This window comes from Brevundimonas sp. FV1ye4L, from assembly GCF_058681255.1.
The window spans coordinates 1566179-1584575 of record NZ_CM178734.1 but is presented as its reverse complement, the minus strand read 5'-3'; the positions used below and the strand labels follow the sequence as shown (position 1 = coordinate 1584575).

Genomic DNA, 18397 nt, shown 5'->3' with positions numbered 1-18397 from the left:
CGGCGAAGGTTACATGGCTGGTGCAGATCGGCGACGAATTCTTTTTCGGCTCGTCGGCGTAACCTTGGTCGCGCCCCGACCGAACCCCTTCCTGTCAAGCTGGTCCGCCCTGGACGGCTGTCACACAGGAAGCGATCCCATGAACATCTCCACCAAGATCCTGGTCGGCGCCGGCGCTCTGCTGGCTCTCGGCGCCAATGCCGCCGCCGCGCAAAACCACCCCACCGCCCAGCAGGAAAACGCCATGGAGAAATGCTATGGCGTGGCCAAGGCCGGCAAGAACGACTGCGCCGCCGGCCCCGGCACCACCTGCGCCGGCACCTCGGTGCGCGACTATCAGGGCAATGCCTGGAAACTGGTCGCCAAGGGCACCTGCACCTCGATCCAGACGCCCAAGGGCAATGGTTCGCTGACCCCGATCGCGAACCGCTGATGTCGTCGCTTCCGACCGCCGGACTGGGCCTGAAGCCCCAGCATTATTCGGAGGCCGCGGCCTGTCCGGCGGCCGGAGCCCAGAGCGGCCTGTGGTTCGAGGTTCATCCCGAGAACTACATGGTCGCGGGCGGGCCCCGCCTGTCATGGCTGGAGACAGTGCGCGCCGCGCGCCCGCTGTCGCTGCACGGGGTGGGCCTGTCCCTGGCCGGTGACGAGCGCCCGGACCGCGAGCATCTGGCCCGGTTCCGCGCCCTGATCGACCGGTTCGAGCCCTTTGTGGTGTCCGAACATCTGGCCTGGTCGCGACGCGGCGGCGTCTATCATCCCGACCTTCTGCCCGTCCCGCGCAGCCGCGAGATGCTGAACCTGGTGTGCGACCACGTCGACGAGGCGCAACAGGCCCTGGGGCGACGGCTGCTGATCGAAAACCCGTCCGCCTATCTGGCCCTGGCGGGTCATGAGTGGGACGAGGTCGAGTTTCTGGTCGAGATCGCCCGGCGGACCGGGTGCGGCCTGCTGATCGACGTCAACAATGTCCATGTCAGCGCCTCGAACATGGGCTTTTCCGCCGAGGCCTGGCTGGACGCCGTGCCCGGCGAGCTGGTGGGCGAAATCCATCTGGCGGGCCATCGCCCCGATCCCGTCTGGGGCGAGGCCCTGCTGATCGACAGCCACGACGCCCCCGTGTCCGAGATCGTCTGGGCGCTTTATGAGCGTCTGATCGCGCGCATCGGCCCTCGGCCGACCCTGGTCGAGCGTGACGGCGATGTTCCCGAATTCCCGGTCCTTCTGGCCGAACAGGCGCGCGCCGCCGCAGCGATGACCGCCGTGGAGGCCGTGGCGTGACCGGGTTTCACGCCGCTTTCGACAGGGCGCTGACCGGCGACCGGGAGTCTCTATGGCCGCACCTGCAGCCGGGCGACCGGACGCTGGGGGCGCTGGCCGTCTATTGCAACACGACGATCAAGGCGCGGATCGACGCCCTCGAAGCCAATTATCCCACCGTGTTGCAGATGGTCGGCGAAGACTGGTTCCGCGCCGCCGCCACCGCCTTTGTCGCAAAACAGCCGGGCGATACGCCGGTGCTGGTCGATTACGGCGCTGGTTTCCCCGATTGGCTGGCCCGCTTCGAGCCGGCGCGGGACATGACCTATCTCGCGCCCTGCGCCCGGTTGGACCGGGCCTGGACCCAAGCCCATCTGGCCGAAGACGCGCCGCCGTTCGAGGCGCGCGAGGCCGCAGTGCTCGGCCCCGCCCTGGCGGGCGTGACGGCCAACCTGCACCCGTCGGTTCAGTTGTTTTGGTTCGAGTGGACCGCGCCCTCGCTCTGGCTGGCCCATCGCTATCCGTCCCCGGACGCGTCTCTTGAATGGCGAGCCGAGGCGGAAGGCCTGCTCGTGCACCGGCCAGGCGCCGAGGTCCAGGCGCGGCGATTGAGCCGTGCGGAATGGGTCTTCCTGGACGCCTGCCGCAGCAACCGACCGTTCGGCGTCGCTGCGGCTGCGGCCCAGGCGGCGGCGCCCGGTCTGGACCTGTCCGCCCTCTTCGCCGGCCTCATCGCGCTGGGCGTCTTCACCTCACCCTCGATCTTAAAGGACCGACCATGAACCGCATCGCGGATATTCACAGCCGCATCACCGCCGCCGTGCCCGAGGCCGCCTTGGCCCTGCTGCTGCGCGTCGGGATCGCCACGCCCTTCTTCCTGTCGGGGCGGACCAAGGTCGAGGGGCTGCTGACGATCACGACTTCGACGCGCTACCTGTTCGCCGAGGAATACCGCGTACCCCTGCTGCCGCCCGACCTGGCGGCCCATCTGGCGACCTATGCCGAGCATCTGTTGCCCCTCCTGCTGGTGCTGGGTCTGGCGACCCGGCCGGCGGCGGCGGGCCTGCTGTTCATGACCCTGGTGATCCAGCTCTTCGTGGAGCCCGGCGGCTGGCCCGTCCACCTGCTTTGGGCCGGGCCGCTGGCCTATCTGATCGCCCGCGGACCGGGTGCGATCAGTCTGGACCGTATGCTGAAGATCGACTGATACGCGCGCGCCCCTTGTCAGCCGCGTCACTTTGTCCTTGAAGCGGATGAAGCCGGCGCGGGCCGGGCAGGGATCGCCTTTTCATGTTCAGTCTTCTGAACCTCCAGAGCCTGTTCGGCCTGGTCGTCATCATCGCTCTGTGCTGGGCCATCTCCGAGAACCGGCGCGATTTTCCGTGGAAACTGGCCATCGGCGCCGTGGCGGTTCAGGCCGCCTTGGTGCTGGCCCTGTTCGCCATTCCGGGGTCGCGGACCGTTCTGGCGGCGGTGACGGGCGCCATCGACGGCCTGGCGGTCGCGACGGCTGAGGGCACGCGCTTCGTCTTCGGCTATCTGGCCGGGGGGGATCAGCCCTATGCGGTTCAGAACGAGGGGGCGCTGTTCACCTTCGCCTTCAACGTCCTGCCGCTGATCATGGTCATCTCGGCCCTGTCGGCCCTGTTGTGGCACTGGAAGATCCTGAAATGGCTGATCCGCGGCTTCGGCGTGCTGTTCCAGCGCACCATGGGCCTGGGCGGCGCCTCGGCCCTGGCGGTAGCGGCCAACATCTTCCTGGGCACGATCGAGAGCCCCATCGTCATCAAGGCCTATCTGGACAAGCTGAGCCGGTCCGAAATCTTCCTGATGATGACCGTGGGACTGGCGACCGTAGCGGGTTCGACCATGGTCGCCTACGCCAGCATCCTGTCCCAGACCCTGCCCAACGCCGCGGGCCACGTCCTGGTCGCCTCCATCGTCTCGGCCCCGGCCGGGGTGCTGCTGGCCAGGATCATCGTGCCCGAGCCGGACAAGGAAGCCATCCAGTCGATCAGCTATGACTCGGCGCTGAAGTACGACAGCAGCATCGACGCCATCTCCAAGGGCACGTCGGACGGCCTGATGGTGGTGCTGAACATCTCGGCGGTGCTGATCGTCTTTGTGGCCCTGGTGGCCCTGGTCAACATCATGCTGGGCGGCTTCATCGTCTTCGGCGAGCCGCTGACGGTCGAGCGGATCCTGGGCGTCCTGTTCACCCCCCTTGCCTGGCTGGTCGGCGTCGAGACGCGTGAGGCGGGGCTGGGCGGCTGGCTGCTGGGGGTCAAACTGACCCTGACCGAGTTTGTGGCCTTCATCGAACTTGGCAAGCTGCCCCCCGAGGCGATGAGCGAGCGGACGCGGATGCTGATGACCTATGCCCTCTGCGGCTTCGCCAATATCGGCTCGGTGGGCATCACCGTGACCGGCTTGTCGGTGCTGATGCCCGAGCGCCGTCACGAGGTGCTGGGCCTGATCTGGAAGGCCCTGTTCGCCGGCTTCATGGCCACCCTGATGAGCGCCGCCATCGTCGGCGCCTTGCCAGCGGCGGTGTTCGGGCAGTAGCGTTTCCCAAAACAACGGAGACGCCGCCATGAAGCTCTACACCTCGCACCGCGCCCCCAATCCGCGCCGTGTCCGCTGGGTCATGGCCGAGAAGGGCGTCGAGGATGTCGAACTGATCGAGATCGACATCCTGACCGGCGATCACAAGAAGCCGGAATATCGGAACAAGGTCGGCGTGCCCCACCTGCCGGCGCTGGAGCTGGACGACGGGACGACCATTTCGGAATCCGTCGCCATCGGCCGCTATCTGGAGGCCCTGTATCCGGAGCCGAACCTATTCGGCCGTGACGCGCGCGAACAGGCGGTGGTCGAGATGTGGACCCGGCGGTGCGAATTCTATCTGTCCAATCCGATCATGCTGAACGTGCGCCACTCCCACCCGGCTCTTGCCGCGTTGGAGGCGGTTCAGATCCCGCAGGTGGCGGACTACAACAAGCTGTCGGCCGAGCGGTTCATGAAGACCCTGGACCGGCATCTGGCCGAGCGTGAGTTCATCGCCCTGGACCGGTTCACCATCGCCGACATCGTCGCCGTGGTGGGTTTGGACTTTGCGCGGATGGTCCGCTATCGGCCTCCCGCCGAGTTCGAGAACCTGCACCGCTGGTTCGACGCCTGTCGCGAGCGCCCGGCGGCCAAGGCCGGGGTCTGAGCGGCCTTGCGGTCGCTGACGCCGTCGGATCGCTGGCTGGCCCTGCTGTTGGCGGGGCTGGCCGGCTACGTCGACAGCCTCGGCTTTCTGCAGCTCGGCGGCGTCTTCGTCTCCTTCATGAGCGGCAACTCTACACGCTTGGCCGCCAACCTCGCTGAAGGGCATTGGCCGGCGGCCGCAAATCTGGCGGCGATTTTGGCCCTGTTCGTTCTGGGCTCGTTTCTCGGCACCCTGGTCGCGGGCGGCGAGGACGCCCGTTCGCGCAGCCGGGTCTTGATGTTCGAGGCCCTGCTGCTGGCCATCGCCGCTGCTGCGGCTGGCATGGGGCTGACGCCTGCGGCCGTCGGCCTGATGGTCATGGCCATGGGCGCCGAGAACTCGGTCTTTCTGAGAAACGGAGAGGTCGGGGTCAGTCTGACCTATATGACCGGAACCCTGGTCAAGCTGGGCCAGGCCCTGGCCGGCGCTGTAAAGGGCGGAGACCGATACGCCTACAAAGCCTATCTGACCCTGTGGGCAGGGCTTAGCTTCGGGGCGGTGCTGGGCGCCCTGACCTTCGGCCATCTGGGACTGGCGGCCCTCTGGCCCGCCGCCGGCTTCGCCCTGCTTATGGCCTTGATCGTGCGGCTCAACCGCGCGGCGTGAACTTGCGGATGACGCCCGAGAAGGTCATCAGCAGCCGTTCCCCCGTATTGATCTGGCCGCGCACGAAGATCAGGCTCTTGCCGGCCTTGGTGACCTGGCCGGTCGCCTCGATCAGTTCGCCGACATAGGCGCCGTCGATGAAGGTGGAATCCAGCTGGACCGTGACGCCCGAGGCGCCCTCCATCTCCTGATAGGCGATCTGGAACATGGCGATGTCGGCGAAGGTCATCAGGCAGCCGCCATGCATCCGTCCGCCGGCGTTCATGTGTTTCTGCTCGGCGCGGAAGGCGCAGCGCATATGACCGTCGGGGTCCAGCCGGCCGTAGAAGGGGCCGACCACGACGTCGAAGGTGTCGTGGAGGTCATAGGTCTGCCAGCCGGCGAATTCGCCTTCGGTGACGGTGATTTTCTTCGGCATGACGACTCGGCCTTACTTCTGGTCTCGCTGTGCAGCATATAGGCGCAATGAGCGATCCGATCGAAACCGCAATCCTGAACAAAATCGCCGCGCTTGAGCCCGGCAAGAGCATCGAGCCTGCTGAAGTGGCCAAGGCGCTACAGCCTGAGCAATGGCAGCGCATGCTGCCCAAGGTGCGGGCGACGGCACTGGTCCTGATGCGCCAGGGCAAGTTGACCATCACCAAGAAGGGCAAGCCGGTCGATCCGGACGACTTCCGCGGCGTGACGCGTCTGCGTCAAGCGACCGAGGAGGAGACGGCCCTGGCTCTGAGCCGCCGTCCGCCGGTCGTCGAGGATGATGACGACTGATCTCGACTCAGTCCTGAGCGACATCCGCGCCTGTCGCGCCTGCGCGGGCGTGCTGCCGCATACGCCGCGCCCGGTGGTGCGGGTCTTTCCCGAGACGCGGCTGCTGATCTGCGGCCAGGCGCCGGGACGGCGGGTTCATGAAAGCGGCCTGCCGTTCACCGACCCGTCGGGCGACCGGCTGCGCGATTGGATGGGCGTGGACTACGAGACCTTCTACGCCGACCGTCGCATCGGGGTGGCGGCCCAGGCCTTCTGTTATCCGGGAACGGCGCCGAAAGGCGGCGACTATCCGCCGCCTAAACGGTGCGCCGACCTGTGGCGGCCCCAGTTGCTGGACGCCCTGCCGCAAATGGAGCTGACCTTGCTGGTCGGCGGCTACGCCCAAGCCTGGGCTCTGGGCCGGCGCGCGAAGCCAAGCATGACCGAGACGGTGCGGGCCTGGCGGGATTATGCGCCGGACCTTCTGCCCCTGCCGCATCCGTCCTGGCGCAATACAGCCTGGCTGAGGAAGAACCCGTGGTTCGACGACGAGGTGGTTCCTTATCTGCGGGAACGGGTGCGGTCGATCTTGATGGGCTCCGCAAGGATGTGCGCATGAAAGCCGTCGTTTCCATTACCGTTCTGGCTCTGACGATAGGCCTGTCGGCCTGCGCGGCGCCCCATATCCAGCCGCCGATGACGCCGCCGCCAGGGTTCGCCGGCGCTCACATTGAGGATCGGGCTCTAGTTATGTCGGACGGTGCGCGGCTGCCCTATCTACGCTGGGGACCGGCCGATCAGGCGCCTTGGGCCGTTATCGTGGCCCTGCACGGCATGAATGACCACAACGCCAGCTTCCGTCTGGCGGGACCCTGGTGGGCCGAGCAGGGGATTGAGACCTGGTCCTATGACCAACGCGGCTTCGGCGCAGCGCCCGGCCGGGGCGTCTGGGCCGGACAGCAACGGATGACGGACGATCTGCGCGAGATCACGGCCCTAGCTCGCGCCCGTTATCCGAGCGCCGTCATCGCCGTGGTGGGCGAGAGCATGGGCGGCTCGGTGACGGCGGCGGCCTTCGGCTCAGACAACCCGCCGGACGCCGATCGGGTGGTGCTGCTGGCGCCGGGGGTGTGGGGCTGGTCGACGCAGGGGCCGCTGAACAGCACGGCCCTGAACATCGCCGCGCGCGCCCTTGGGGATGTGGCCCTGGCGCCGCCGGAGTTCGTCACCCGCGACATCCATGCCTCATCGAACACGCTGGAGCTGATCCGTAACGGGCGGGATCCGATGAGCATCCTCTCGACCCGGTTCGATACGGTCTATGGGCTGGTCGATCTGATGGAGACCTCGGCGCGCAGCCTGGGTCGTATTCGGGGCGACGCGATCCTGATGTATGGCGCGCATGACGACATCGTCAAAAAGGGTCCGATGCGGATCGCCCTGGAACGTGCACGCGCTGAAGGCGGGAGGCTGCGCACAGCCTGGTATCCGAACGGCTGGCATCTGTTGAACCGCGATCTCGACGCCGAGATCGTCTATCGCGACGTCGTGTCCTGGTTAAGAGACCCGTCGGACCCGCTGCCGTCAGGCGCGCCCGAAGTCCTGCCTCAGTTGCAACAGGCGACCGCCGTCAGGCCATAAGGCTGGCCAGAAAGACCCAGGCCGCGATCGAGAGAACCGCCGCAACGGCATAGGCCATCGTGGCGCGCAGACCGCCGCCGAATTGGCGACGGTGGTCGGGATTCCAGATCGTCATAGCATCCTCCATGCCCCTCTGACGGGGGCGTATATGGATCATACGCTCGAGTCGGGGCTTGGGTTCTCGGCCTGGGATCACAAGAATGAGACGAGGCGGCGCGTTAAGGATGTTCCTCGAGGACAGCGCGTAAACGTCTCTTAACGCGACGTTTACCATCCAGGCGGCATTTTCTGCCTAGCGGAGCGTCTGTGTCTTCCGCGAGTTTGGGGCGGGAACGAGTGGGCGGCTTTACGGCGGCGTTGCAGAAGTTCGGGATCGGCCGTCTGGCTGCGGTCCTCGGCGTCGCCGCAGGCGTGACCGCCGTGCTGGTCGCCGTCATGCTGCGCATGGGCCAGGCGCCTGACGCCTTGCTCTATTCCAATCTGGATCTGCGCGAAGCCGGAGAGATCACCGCCGCCCTGCAACAGGCCGGTATCAAATACGCCTCCAAGGGCGACGGTTCGACCGTGATGGTCAACCGCGACGATGTCGGCACGGCCCGGATGCTGATCGCCGAGAAGGGTCTCGTGACCTCAGGTTCCGTCGGCTACGAAATCTTCGATAATCAGTCGGTGCTGGGGCAGACCGAATTCCAGCAGCAACTGAACGAGCAACGCGCGCTGCAGGGCGAGCTGTCGCGTACGATCATGTCAATGCGTGGCATCACCGCCGCGCGTGTCCACATCACCATGCCGCGCCGCGAAATGTTCACTTCGGCCGCCGGAGAGCCGACTGCGGCTGTCCTGGTCGGTCTGGGCGGTCGTGATCTGACGCCGGATCAGGTGCGGGCGATCCGCAATCTGGTGGCCTCCTCCGTGCCGAACCTGAAGCCGGACCGTGTCACCGTCGCCGATCAGAATAACCGCACCCTGGCGGCCGGCTCTGACGATGGGACCTTCTCCTCCGCCTCGGCCGCCGAGACCAAGGGCAACACCGAGGCTCAGTTGCAGGCGCGGATCAAGGATATCGTCGAAGGCGTCGTCGGCATCGGCGCTGCGCGGGTCCAGGTGACCGCCGACATCGACCAGAGCCGCTCCACCACCCAGGAGCAGAAGTTCGACCCCGACGGTCAGGTCGTGCGTTCGACCACAGCCAACGGATCGCAATCGTCGGACACGACCGGCCAGAACGACGGCGGCGTGACGGCCGCCAACAACATTCCCGGCGGCGCGCCGCCCGCCAATACGCCGGCCGGCGCGACCAGCGCCGAGAACGCCGAGACGACCAACTACGAAATCTCCAACACCACCACGACGACGACCAAGGAGCCGGGCGAGGTCAAGAAGCTGGCGGTCGCGGTCGCGGTCGACGGCAAATGGACCCCCGCTGCAGACGGCAAGGGCGAACCGACCTATGCGCCGCGCACCGCCGAGGAGATCGCCCAGATCAAGTCGCTGGTGGCCGCCGCTGCGGGCATCGACGAAGCCCGTGGCGACAAGATCGAAGTGATCAACGTTCGCTTCAACCACGACACGGGCATCGCCGGAGGACTGGAAGGCAAGGCGTCGCTGTTCGACTTCTCGCGCGCCGACATCATGCGGCTGATCGAGCTGGCTATCCTGGCCGTGGTCGCCCTGCTGCTGATCTTCTTCGTCCTGCGCCCGTTGCTGAAGACGGCGGGGAGCGGTCCCGCGTCAAAGATGGTCGCCGGTCCTGACGGCGTGCCTGTCGAGATGGTGACGACGACCGTCATCGGACCGGACGGACAGCCGCAACTGGTTCAGCTTCCTGCCCCAAACGAGATGGACCAGAAGATCGACATCGCGCGGATCGAAGGTCAGGTTAAGGCGTCCTCCGTCAAGAAGGTGGCTGATTTCGTCGCAGCCCATCCTGACGAGGCGGCCAACATCCTGCGCACTTGGGTGGCGGAAGGCTGATGGCCAAGCTCGTCAACAAGAAGAACACTATCGACGATCCCAACAAGCTGACGGGACCGGAGAAGGCGGCCGTCATCCTGCTGGCGCTCGGCGAGGACCATACGGCCCTGTGGGAGCGGCTGGACGACGAGGAGGTCAAGGAGATCTCCCAGGCCATGGCGACCCTGGGCTCCGTGGCCGCAGAGGCGGTCGAGGCCCTGATGATCGAATTCGTCTCCGGCCTGGCGGGTTCCGGCGCGGTCGTGGGCAGCTTCGAACAGACCCAGAAGCTACTGGCCGCCTTCCTGCCCAAGGATCGCGTCGACGGGCTGATGGAGGAAATCCGCGGTCCGGCCGGCCGGACCATGTGGGACAAGCTGGGCAATGTGAACGAGGCGGTCCTCGCCAACTATCTGAAGAACGAATACCCCCAGACAGTCGCCGTCATCCTGTCGAAGGTGAAGTCCGATCACGCCGCCCGCGTGCTGACGGCCCTGCCGGAAGACTTCGCCCTGGAATGCGTGCAACGGATGCTGCGGATGGAGCCGGTCCAGCGCGAGATCCTGGACAAGATCGAGGCGACGCTGCGCACCGAATTCATGTCGAACCTCGCGCGCACCTCCAAGCGCGACAGCCACGAGATGATGGCCGACATATTCAACAGCTTCGACCGCCAGACCGAAGCCCGCTTCATCGGCGCCCTGGAAGAGCGCAGCCGAGAGTCGGCCGAGCGGATCCGGGCCCTGATGTTCGTGTTCGAGGACTTGGCCAAGCTCGACCCCGGCGGCGTCCAGACCCTGCTTCGCGCTGTGGACAAGGACTCGCTGGGTCTGGCCCTGAAGGGCGCATCCGAGCCGCTGCGCGAGATGTTCTTCTCCAACATGTCCGAACGCGCCTCGAAGATCATGCGCGAGGACATGGAGTCCATGGGCCCGGTCCGCCTCAAGGACGTCGACGCCGCACAGATGGCCATGGTCCAGGTCGCCAAGGATCTGGCGGCGCGGGGCGAAATCATGCTGGCCGGCCAAGGCTCCGACGACGAGTTGATCTACTGACATGAGCACCCCCTTCGCCTTCGATACAGAGTTCAGCGCCGATGGCTCGGTGGTGCGCGAAAGCACCTGGAAGCCGGCCAAACGCAGCTATCTGCCGGCCGAGGTGGACGCCCTGGTGGCGCACGCCAAGCTGGAGGCCCGCCAACAGGCGCTGGCCGAGGTCGAGAATATTCGCGCCATGGCCCTGACCAATATCGCCCAGGGCGTGGCGGCGGCCATGCCGTCGCTGCGCGGCGTCGCCCAGGCGCACCGCGAACAGTCGGCCGATCTGGCCCTGGCGGCCGCACGCGCTATCGGCGGCGCAGCGCTGGAGCGCTTCCCTCAAGCGCCGTTACGCGCCGCGCTCGAGGCGCTGGCTCAGGAGATCGACGCCTCGCCGCGTCTGGTCGTGCGCGCGGCCGGTCTGGACGACGAAGGCCGCGCCCAGATCGAGAGCGCCTGCGCCGACAGCGGTTTCACCGGCGTCGTCGCCTTCCGCGACGAGCCGGGCATGGGAGTTGCGGCCTTCCAGCTGGAATGGGCCGACGGCCGCGCCGACCATGATCCGGAAGGCTCGGCCCAACGCGTGGCCGAAGCCCTGACCGCCGCCCTGGCCGCCGAGGCTGGGCACGCTGAACCCCCTATCAATACTGACCGGAGTGATTTCTGATGGCCTCCGACGATCTTTCGCTCGAGGAGTTCCCGGACTCCACCGCTTTGGCCGTGGTCGATGATCATGGCGACAAGACCGCCGCCGACCTGGCGACAGTGTTTGAAGTGCCGGTGAATATCTCAGCGGTCCTGGGCAAGTCGCACATGTCGGTCGCTCAACTGCTGAAACTCAACAAGGGGTCGGTGCTGGAGCTGGACCGCAAGGTCGGCGAGGCCATCGACATCTTCGTCAACAACCGCCTGATCGCGCGCGGCGAGGTCGTCGTCGTCGACGACCGGCTGGGCGTGACCATGACGGAAATCATCAAGACCGAGGACTCGGGAGGCTGAGGCGACGCCGCGCAGGCTCTGCGCGGCTGAACGACGGCGACCCGGATGAAAGTTTAGAGGAGAAGAACAATGCGTCTTCTAGTGGTAGGCAGACTGAGCGGACAGCTCGCTTCGGCGGTGAAGATGGCCATGGCGCACGGCGCCAAGGTCAGCCACGTCGAGCGTGCGGACCAGGCGACCGAGCAGTTGCGACGGGGGCAGGGCGCCGACCTTCTGATGGTCGATTACCAGCTCGACATCGCGGCCCTGATCGCTGCGAACGAGGCCGAACGGATCACGGTTCCGGTCGTCGCCTTCGGCGTCGACGCCGATGCGCGCGAGGCTGCGGCGGCGATCAAGGCAGGGGCCAAGGAGTTCATCCCCCTGCCGCCCGACGCGGAACTGATCGCCGCCGTCCTGGCCGCCGTCGCCGACGACGAGAAGCCGATGATCTCGGCCGACCCGTCGATGAAGGCGGTGCTGCAACTGGCCGACCAGGTGGCGCGCTCTGAAGCCTCCATCCTGATCACCGGCGAGAGCGGCGTCGGCAAGGAGGTGATGGCGCGCTACATGCACGACAACTCGCGCCGGTCGGAACGCCCCTTCATCAGCGTCAACTGCGCCGCCATTCCCGACAACCTGCTGGAATCCGAACTGTTCGGGCACGAGAAGGGCGCCTTCACCGGCGCCGTCGCGCGCCGCATCGGCAAGTTCGAAGAGGCCGACGGCGGCACCCTGCTGCTGGACGAAATCTCTGAGATGGACGCCCGGCTTCAGGCCAAGCTGCTCCGCGCGATTCAGGAACGGATCATCGATCGTGTCGGCGGCTCCAAGCCGGTGCCCGTCAATATCCGCATCATCGCCACCTCCAACCGTGACCTGGCCCGCGCCGTGTCGGAAGGCACGTTCCGCGAGGACCTGTTGTACCGGCTGAACGTGGTCAACCTGCGCCTGCCGTCCCTGCGCGAACGCCCGGGCGACATCAGCGTTCTGGCGGATCACTTTATCAAGAAGTATGCGGCCGCAAACGGCGTGCCTGTGCGGCCGATGTCGGCGCGGGCGCACCAAGCCATCATCGCACACCGCTGGCCCGGCAACGTCCGCGAATTGGAAAACGCCATGCACCGCGCGGTGCTGCTGGCGACCGGTCCCGAGATCGACGTCGACGCGATCCGTCTGCCGGACGGTCAGCCCCTGACCCCGACATCTGGCATGATGGGCGCGGCCTCTACGGGCCATGAGAACCCCTACGGCGGCGGCGGCGTGGCGGCGCGTGCGGCTCAGGCCGCTGACGCCGTGACGCGCAGCTTCGTCGGCCAGACGGTGGCGGCGATGGAAAAGACCCTGATCCTGGACACCCTGACCCACTGCCTGGGCAACCGGACTCATGCGGCCAACATTCTGGGCATCTCGATCCGCACCCTGCGCAACAAGCTGAACGAATACGCCGACGAAGGCACGACTATTCCCGCCCCGCAGTCGGGCGTGTCGGCCTCGGGCTACGCGGCCTGAACATGAGTGGCGGCGTGGATCGTAGGGGCTTGATCACAGGCGGCCTAGGCCTGGGCCTGATGGCTTGCTCGCCCCGTCGCCAGGCCGAGACTCCCGCCGATAAGGAACCGGATTTCTTCCTGTCCGATCTGGAGACCCGCCACGGCGGTAGGCTGGGCTTCGCCGCCCTGGACGTTGGCAGCAGCCGGCGCGTGCTTTGGCGCGGCCAGGAACGGTTCCCCTTCTGCTCGACCTTCAAACCCTTCCTGGCGGCGGCGACCCTGCAACGGGTCGAGCGCGACGAGGAAGGCCTGGATCGCGCCGTCCGCATCACTCAGGCCGACATGGTTCCCCATGCGCCTGTGACCGAGAAAGCGGTCGGCGGCGTCTTGACCATCCGCGAATTGATGCAGGCGGCGGTGGAGGTCAGCGACAATCCCGCCGCCAATATCCTGATCCGCGAAATGGGCGGAATCGCCGTATGGCGTGCGTGGTGGCCGACGTTCGGCGACACGACGACCGTCATTTCGCGCCTGGAGCCGGACCTGAACACCGCCCTGCCTGACGACCCGCGCGATACCTGCCTGCCCGAGCAGACGCTGGCCAACATCCGGGAGATGACCTTCAGTGACCGGCTGGCGCCTGAATATGACGCCCTGTTGCAGGGGTGGCTCATCGCCTCGCCGACTGGCCCGAACCGCATCAAGGCCGGGGTTCCCGAAGGCTGGACCGTCGCCCACAAGACCGGAAGCGGCGCCAACGGCACGGCCAACGACATCGCCATGCTGACGCCGCTGAGCGGGTCGCCGGTCATCGTCGCCGCCTATTTCACCGGCGCGGCCCAGGCGACCGACGATCAGCGCGACGCCGTGATCGCCGAAGCGACCCGCCGCGCACTGAAGGCGCTGGGCCGTGACTGACACGCCTGTCGCGCCTGACACGCCCACGATGATGAAGGACGGCATGGCGCGTCCCACCGGCCGCGATGTGCTGAGCTGGGTTAATCGCGGCGAAGTGCTGATGGCCGTCGGCGTGATCGGCGTGATCATGCTGCTGATCCTGCCGGTCCCGAAGATGCTTCTGGACCTGCTGCTGGCGATCTCGCTGGTCTCGTCCGTGCTGATCCTGATGACTGCCGTGATGATGAAGCGGCCGCTGGACTTCGCCATCTTCCCGACGGTCCTGCTGGTCTCGACCCTGTTCCGGCTGGGCCTGAACCTGGCCTCCACACGCCTGATTCTGACCCACGGCCAGGAAGGCCATGACGCGGCGGGGCAGGTGATCAACGCCTTCGGCCAACTGATGATGGGCGGTAATTTCATCATCGGGGTGATCATCTTCGCCATCATCCTGGTGGTGAACTTCGTCGTCATCACCAAGGGTTCGACCCGGATCGCCGAAGTGTCGGCTCGCTTCACCCTGGACTCCATGCCCGGCAAGCAGATGGCCATCGACGCCGACCTGTCGTCGGGCCTGATCACCGAGGATCAGGCCAAGCTGCGCCGCAAGGAGCTGGAGCAGGAATCGACCTTCTTCGGCGCCATGGACGGCGCCTCGAAGTTCGTGCGCGGCGACGCCGTGGCCGGTCTGATCATCACCTTCATCAATGCCATCGGCGGCGTCCTGATCGGAACCCTGACGCACGGCATGCCGGCCATGGAGGCCGCCAACACCTATGTTCAGCTGACCATCGGTGACGGTCTGGTCACCCAGGTGCCGGCCATCATCATCTCGATCGCCGCTGGCTTCCTGGTGTCCAAGGCGGGCGTCGAGGGCACGGCGGACAAGGCCCTGGTCACCCAGTTGGCCACCAACCCGGTCTCGCTGGGCGTCGTCTCCGGCGCCGCCGGCCTGATCGGCCTGATCCCCGGCATGCCGCTGCTGCCATTCGCGGCCCTGGCCATCGGATCCGGCTTCATGGCCTGGAGGCTGGGCCGTGGGCGACTGAAGCCCCAGCCGACCGAGGCGGAGATCGCCGCCGCCAAGCCAAGGGAAGAGGTCGAGGAGCCGATCAGCAATGTCCTGACCATCGACGAGGTGAAGATCGAACTGGGCTATTCTCTTCTCAGCCTGATCAATGATCTCGAGGGGCGACGGCTGACCGATCAGATCAAGGCCCTGCGACGTTCGCTGGCGCAGGAATATGGGTTCGTCATCCCTCAGGTGCGCATCCTCGACAATATGCGCCTGCCGACCCAGGGCTACGCCATCCGCATCAAGGAGATGGAGGCGGGGCAGGGCGAGGTGCGTCTGGGCCACCTGATGGCGATGGACCCCTCCGGCCGTCAGGTCGAACTGCCTGGCGAGCATATGCGAGAACCGGCCTTCGGCCTGCCCGCCACCTGGATCAACGAGAACCTGCGCGAGGAAGCCACCTTCCAGGGCTATACGCTGGTCGATCCCTCGACGGTGCTGACGACCCACCTGACCGAGATCCTCAAGGAAAATATGGCGGATCTTCTGTCCTACAGCGAGACCCAGAAGCTGCTGAAGGAACTGGGCGTCGAAGAGAAGAAGCTGGTCGAGGAACTGATCCCCACGGTCGTCACCGTCACCACGCTCCAGCGTGTGCTTCAGTCCCTGCTGCGCGAGAAGGTTTCGATCCGTGATCTGCCCGCCATCCTGGAAGGTCTGGCCGAGGCGGCTCCGCATAGCTCCAGCGTCACCACCCTGGTCGAACACGTCCGTGCGCGCCTGGCCCGGCAGCTGTGCTGGCAGCATCAGGGCGGCGACGGCGCCCTGCCGATCGTCACCCTGTCGCCCGAATGGGAGGCCGCCTTCGCCGAGAGCCTGATCGGCGGCGGCGAGGACAAGCAACTGGCCATGGCGCCGTCACGGCTTCAGGACTTCATCCGCTCGGTGCGCGACACCTTCGAACGGATCGCCATGTCCGGTGAGAACCCGGTCCTGCTGACGGGCCCGCAGACCCGCCCCTATGTCCGCTCGATCATCGAGCGGTTCCGGGGGCAGACCGTGGTAATGAGCCAGAACGAAATTCACCCCCGCGCCAAGCTGCGGACCCTGGGCCAAGTCTGAGGCCCCAATATGAGGCTCAGTTCGCGACGGTCCAACCACCGGCCGAGGCGTTGCGCGCTACGTCATTGACGGGGCGGGCGACCAGGCCCGACTGGGTGATCCACACCTCGTACCGGGCGCCGTCGGCCATCGGCATATAGGCGGCGGACCCGTACAGGGTGTCGGCCGCATCGACATAGGGGCGGTACTTGCGGATCGCGTCCCAGGCTTCGACCTTGAAGGGAACTCTGCCGTTGCGGGCGTTGGACGCCGCCGCCGCCAAGTCATAGGCGCTGCGTTCGCCGTGCAGTTCCTGTTCGATGGTGCGGTACCGACCGGACAGTCGATCCAGCCGGTATTGCGAATCCAGACCCATGACATTGGCCCACGGCCGCCACTTCAGAACCTGGGCTTCGATCCGCCAGTCGTCGCCGTGAACGGGATACAGGGTTCCGGCGTCGGCCGTCTGTCCCTGCGGCGTCGGCTGCGTCAGGTTGATCTCGTAATATTGCGGCCCCAGTTGGCGCAGGGCCAGGGTCGCCACCGGACGCTCATAGGTCAGCCGCTCGTAGGTCTGGAGATTCATGCCGAACAGCGCCGCCAACGACGCCGCCCACAGGGCTCCGCCCCCGAACAGCGAACCCGCCACGCCCCGCACCGGCTTGCCCCCGAACAGCGCCCGCAGGCCTCGGATCAATATGACAAAGCCGATCAGCGCCACGGCCGCCGGCAAAACCCACCACCACCAGATCATCGTCCCGCTCCCCATGTTTGACCTGCCCCCGCAAGTCCAAGCCGGGCCATATTAACCCTAAGTCGCCAAACGCCTTCAGGTTTCGTGCAACGGGCGTTTGACGCGCGCGGCTGCGCCGCTAATGCTCCGCGTCATGATACCTCGCTCAAGTCAGAACTGGTCGCGTTTCAGCGACTTCGTGCGGACGCCGTCGCTGGTGCGGTCGATCACCGCGCTCCTCACCCTGGCCTTCGTCCTGTTGCTGACGGTCAATGTCGCCAGTTTCGTGATGATCCAGCGCACGGCGACGATCAACGACGCGATAGAGAATGCGCAGCGGATGCGCCGGGCGTCGCGGACCGTTCTGATCGCCATGATCGACGCCGAGACGGCCCAGCGCGGTTTTCTGCTGACGGGACGAAGCGATTTCCTGGAGCCTTTCGAGGCGGCGCGCGGCGAACTGGCTCCCGCTCTGACCCTGCTGGACGAGGGCGCGGCCCTGGATCCGTCGCTCCGCCCCTATGTGACCCGCATCCACACCCTCGCCGACGCCAAGTTCGGCGAGATGGACAAGACTTTGAACCTGACGCGGGCCGGCAGGATCGGCCAGTCGATCCAATTGGTGCGGTCGGGGCAGGGCAAGCGCTACATGGACGAACTGCGGGGGACGATCGAAGCTTTTGATACCCTCAAATCGACGCGCATCGTCGAGCGCACACGGATGTCGGAACGGCTCGGCGTCCTGACCGTCGTGATGAACGCCATCGCCGGTCTGCTGGTGCTGGTGCTGGCGATCCTGTCGGCCTGGGTAGTCCGTCGCTACGTCGGCGAAATTCAGAGGGCCCGCGAAGAACTGGACGCCGTGAACGCGGGCCTGGAAGACACGGTGCGGGACCGCACGGCCGCCCTGACCCGCGCCAACGACGAGATTCAGCGCTTCGCCTATATCGTCAGCCACGACCTGCGCGCGCCCCTGGTTAATGTGATGGGCTACACCTCCGAGTTGGAGCAGGCCGGAAAGGTCATCGACAAGGTGATCACCGAGGTCGAGAGCCGTGAGGCCGTCCCAACGGACGTCATCATGGCCGTTCGCGAAGATATGCCGGAGGCCATCGGCTTCATCCGCGCCTCGACCGAGAAGATGGACCGGCTGATCAACGCCATCCTGAAGCTGTCGCGCGAGGGGCGTCGCAACCTGCTGCCCGAGACCCTGGACATGGCTGCCATGGCCCAGAACATTGCCGACAGCGTCCACCACCAGACCGAGGCGTCCGGCGCTCGCATCATCGTCGAAGACCTGCCGTCGGTTGATAGCGACCGCCTGTCGATGGAGCAGATCCTGGGCAATCTGATCGACAACGCCGTCAAATACCTGGATGCGAGCCGCCCCGGCGAGATCATCGTCTCGGGCGAAGAGATCGCCGGCGGCTGGGTTGTCTATCGCGTCGCCGACAACGGCCGCGGTATCGCTCCGCGGGACCATGAGCGGATTTTCGAACTGTTCCGCCGCTCCGGCAAACAGGACCGCGCCGGCGAGGGCCTGGGCCTGGCCTTCGTGCGCAACAGCGTGCGCCGTATCGGCGGCACGATCGATGTGGAGTCCGAGCTTGGCAAGGGCTCGACTTTCCTGCTGAAATTCCCCAAACGACTGATCCTGTCGGAACCCGGAGGCGTACTGTGACG

The 18397-nt window shown here is 66.3% G+C and carries 21 protein-coding genes; 18 read left to right on the top strand and 3 right to left on the bottom strand.

The features are described 5' to 3' along the window. The first annotated feature begins 139 nt into the window (after positions 1–139). The 7 genes from ACW17X_RS07725 (at position 140) to ACW17X_RS07695 (ending at position 5119) form a co-directional block, all read left to right on the top strand. Positions 140–433: a BufA1 family periplasmic bufferin-type metallophore gene (locus ACW17X_RS07725; protein ID WP_492100359.1), complete on the top strand. Its 294-nt coding sequence runs from the start codon at positions 140–142 to the stop codon at positions 431–433. After that, the gene (gene bufB, locus ACW17X_RS07720) at positions 433–1281 is read left to right on the top strand and encodes an MNIO family bufferin maturase (RefSeq protein ID WP_492100358.1); all 849 of its coding nucleotides are present in this window, start codon (positions 433–435) and stop codon (positions 1279–1281) included. The genes ACW17X_RS07725 and bufB overlap by 1 nt, the downstream gene beginning before the upstream one ends. Beyond that, positions 1278–2042: an HvfC/BufC family peptide modification chaperone gene (locus ACW17X_RS07715; protein WP_492100357.1), complete on the top strand. Its 765-nt coding sequence runs from the start codon at positions 1278–1280 to the stop codon at positions 2040–2042. The genes bufB and ACW17X_RS07715 overlap by 4 nt, the downstream gene beginning before the upstream one ends. Then, positions 2039–2467, top strand: a complete 429-nt coding sequence (locus ACW17X_RS07710; RefSeq protein WP_492100356.1) for a DoxX family protein — start codon at positions 2039–2041, stop codon at positions 2465–2467. The genes ACW17X_RS07715 and ACW17X_RS07710 overlap by 4 nt, the downstream gene beginning before the upstream one ends. 83 nt (positions 2468–2550) lie before the next feature. Beyond that, complete coding sequence (locus tag ACW17X_RS07705) at positions 2551–3825, top strand: NupC/NupG family nucleoside CNT transporter (protein WP_492100355.1); 1275 nt, start codon at positions 2551–2553, stop codon at positions 3823–3825. Positions 3826–3853: 28 nt separating this feature from the next. Continuing rightward, on the top strand, positions 3854–4474 hold the full coding sequence (locus tag ACW17X_RS07700) for a glutathione S-transferase family protein (RefSeq protein WP_492100354.1): 621 nt from the start codon (positions 3854–3856) through the stop codon (positions 4472–4474). Positions 4475–4480: 6 nt separating this feature from the next. Further along, positions 4481–5119 carry a YoaK family protein gene (locus tag ACW17X_RS07695; RefSeq protein WP_492100353.1) on the top strand — a complete coding sequence of 213 codons (639 nt, stop codon included), beginning with the start codon at positions 4481–4483 and terminating at the stop codon, positions 5117–5119. On the opposite strand, the gene ACW17X_RS07690 is transcribed toward ACW17X_RS07695, so the two are convergent. Then, a complete protein-coding gene (locus ACW17X_RS07690; RefSeq protein ID WP_183198120.1) occupies positions 5103–5537 on the bottom strand; it encodes a PaaI family thioesterase in 435 nt (144 codons plus the stop codon). The two genes, ACW17X_RS07695 and ACW17X_RS07690, sit on opposite strands and share 17 nt — an antisense overlap. A 47-nt stretch (positions 5538–5584) precedes the next feature. On the opposite strand from ACW17X_RS07690, the gene ACW17X_RS07685 reads away from it, so the two are divergent. Genes ACW17X_RS07685 through ACW17X_RS07675 form a run of 3 tightly spaced genes read left to right on the top strand, consistent with a single transcriptional unit; the run spans position 5585 to position 7507 of the window. Next, positions 5585–5887, top strand: coding sequence for a DUF3253 domain-containing protein (locus ACW17X_RS07685; protein WP_492100352.1), 303 nt, complete (start codon positions 5585–5587; stop codon positions 5885–5887). Continuing rightward, positions 5877–6485 (top strand): uracil-DNA glycosylase family protein, encoded by a 609-nt coding sequence (locus ACW17X_RS07680; protein WP_492100351.1) that lies wholly within the window; start codon positions 5877–5879, stop codon positions 6483–6485. The genes ACW17X_RS07685 and ACW17X_RS07680 overlap by 11 nt, the downstream gene beginning before the upstream one ends. Then, on the top strand, positions 6482–7507 hold the full coding sequence (locus ACW17X_RS07675) for an alpha/beta fold hydrolase (RefSeq protein ID WP_492100350.1): 1026 nt from the start codon (positions 6482–6484) through the stop codon (positions 7505–7507). Before ACW17X_RS07680 ends, ACW17X_RS07675 begins: the two co-directional genes overlap by 4 nt. Here the strand turns inward: ACW17X_RS07675 and ACW17X_RS07670 are convergent. Beyond that, positions 7497–7622: a hypothetical protein gene (locus ACW17X_RS07670; protein WP_492100349.1), complete on the bottom strand. Its 126-nt coding sequence runs from the start codon at positions 7620–7622 to the stop codon at positions 7497–7499. The two genes, ACW17X_RS07675 and ACW17X_RS07670, sit on opposite strands and share 11 nt — an antisense overlap. A gap of 221 nt (positions 7623–7843) precedes the next feature. Between ACW17X_RS07670 and fliF the strand changes: the two genes are divergently transcribed. From fliF to flhA, 7 genes are all read left to right on the top strand, one after another. After that, positions 7844–9481, top strand: a complete 1638-nt coding sequence (gene fliF / locus ACW17X_RS07665; RefSeq protein WP_492100451.1) for a flagellar basal-body MS-ring/collar protein FliF — start codon at positions 7844–7846, stop codon at positions 9479–9481. Further along, positions 9481–10515: a flagellar motor switch protein FliG gene (fliG, locus tag ACW17X_RS07660; protein ID WP_492087749.1), complete on the top strand. Its 1035-nt coding sequence runs from the start codon at positions 9481–9483 to the stop codon at positions 10513–10515. Before fliF ends, fliG begins: the two co-directional genes overlap by 1 nt. 1 nt (position 10516) lies before the next feature. Beyond that, positions 10517–11164, top strand: coding sequence for a FliH/SctL family protein (locus tag ACW17X_RS07655; RefSeq protein WP_492100348.1), 648 nt, complete (start codon positions 10517–10519; stop codon positions 11162–11164). Further along, the gene (fliN, locus tag ACW17X_RS07650) at positions 11164–11496 is read left to right on the top strand and encodes a flagellar motor switch protein FliN (protein WP_008258919.1); all 333 of its coding nucleotides are present in this window, start codon (positions 11164–11166) and stop codon (positions 11494–11496) included. Before ACW17X_RS07655 ends, fliN begins: the two co-directional genes overlap by 1 nt. Positions 11497–11565: 69 nt before the next feature. Next, positions 11566–12987 carry a sigma-54-dependent transcriptional regulator FlbD gene (gene flbD, locus ACW17X_RS07645; protein ID WP_492100347.1) on the top strand — a complete coding sequence of 474 codons (1422 nt, stop codon included), beginning with the start codon at positions 11566–11568 and terminating at the stop codon, positions 12985–12987. Between the two features lie 14 nt (positions 12988–13001). Next, the gene (gene bla / locus ACW17X_RS07640; protein WP_492100346.1) at positions 13002–13886 is read left to right on the top strand and encodes a class A beta-lactamase; all 885 of its coding nucleotides are present in this window, start codon (positions 13002–13004) and stop codon (positions 13884–13886) included. A 28-nt stretch (positions 13887–13914) separates the two neighbouring features. Further along, positions 13915–16002 carry a flagellar biosynthesis protein FlhA gene (flhA, locus tag ACW17X_RS07635; RefSeq protein WP_492100450.1) on the top strand — a complete coding sequence of 696 codons (2088 nt, stop codon included), beginning with the start codon at positions 13915–13917 and terminating at the stop codon, positions 16000–16002. Between the two features lie 16 nt (positions 16003–16018). On the opposite strand, the gene ACW17X_RS07630 is transcribed toward flhA, so the two are convergent. After that, on the bottom strand, positions 16019–16735 hold the full coding sequence (locus ACW17X_RS07630; RefSeq protein ID WP_492100345.1) for a hypothetical protein: 717 nt from the start codon (positions 16733–16735) through the stop codon (positions 16019–16021). Between the two features lie 133 nt (positions 16736–16868). On the opposite strand from ACW17X_RS07630, the gene ACW17X_RS07625 reads away from it, so the two are divergent. After that, positions 16869–18395, top strand: coding sequence for a sensor histidine kinase (locus ACW17X_RS07625; RefSeq protein WP_492100344.1), 1527 nt, complete (start codon positions 16869–16871; stop codon positions 18393–18395). The last annotated feature ends 2 nt before the right edge of the window (positions 18396–18397 follow it).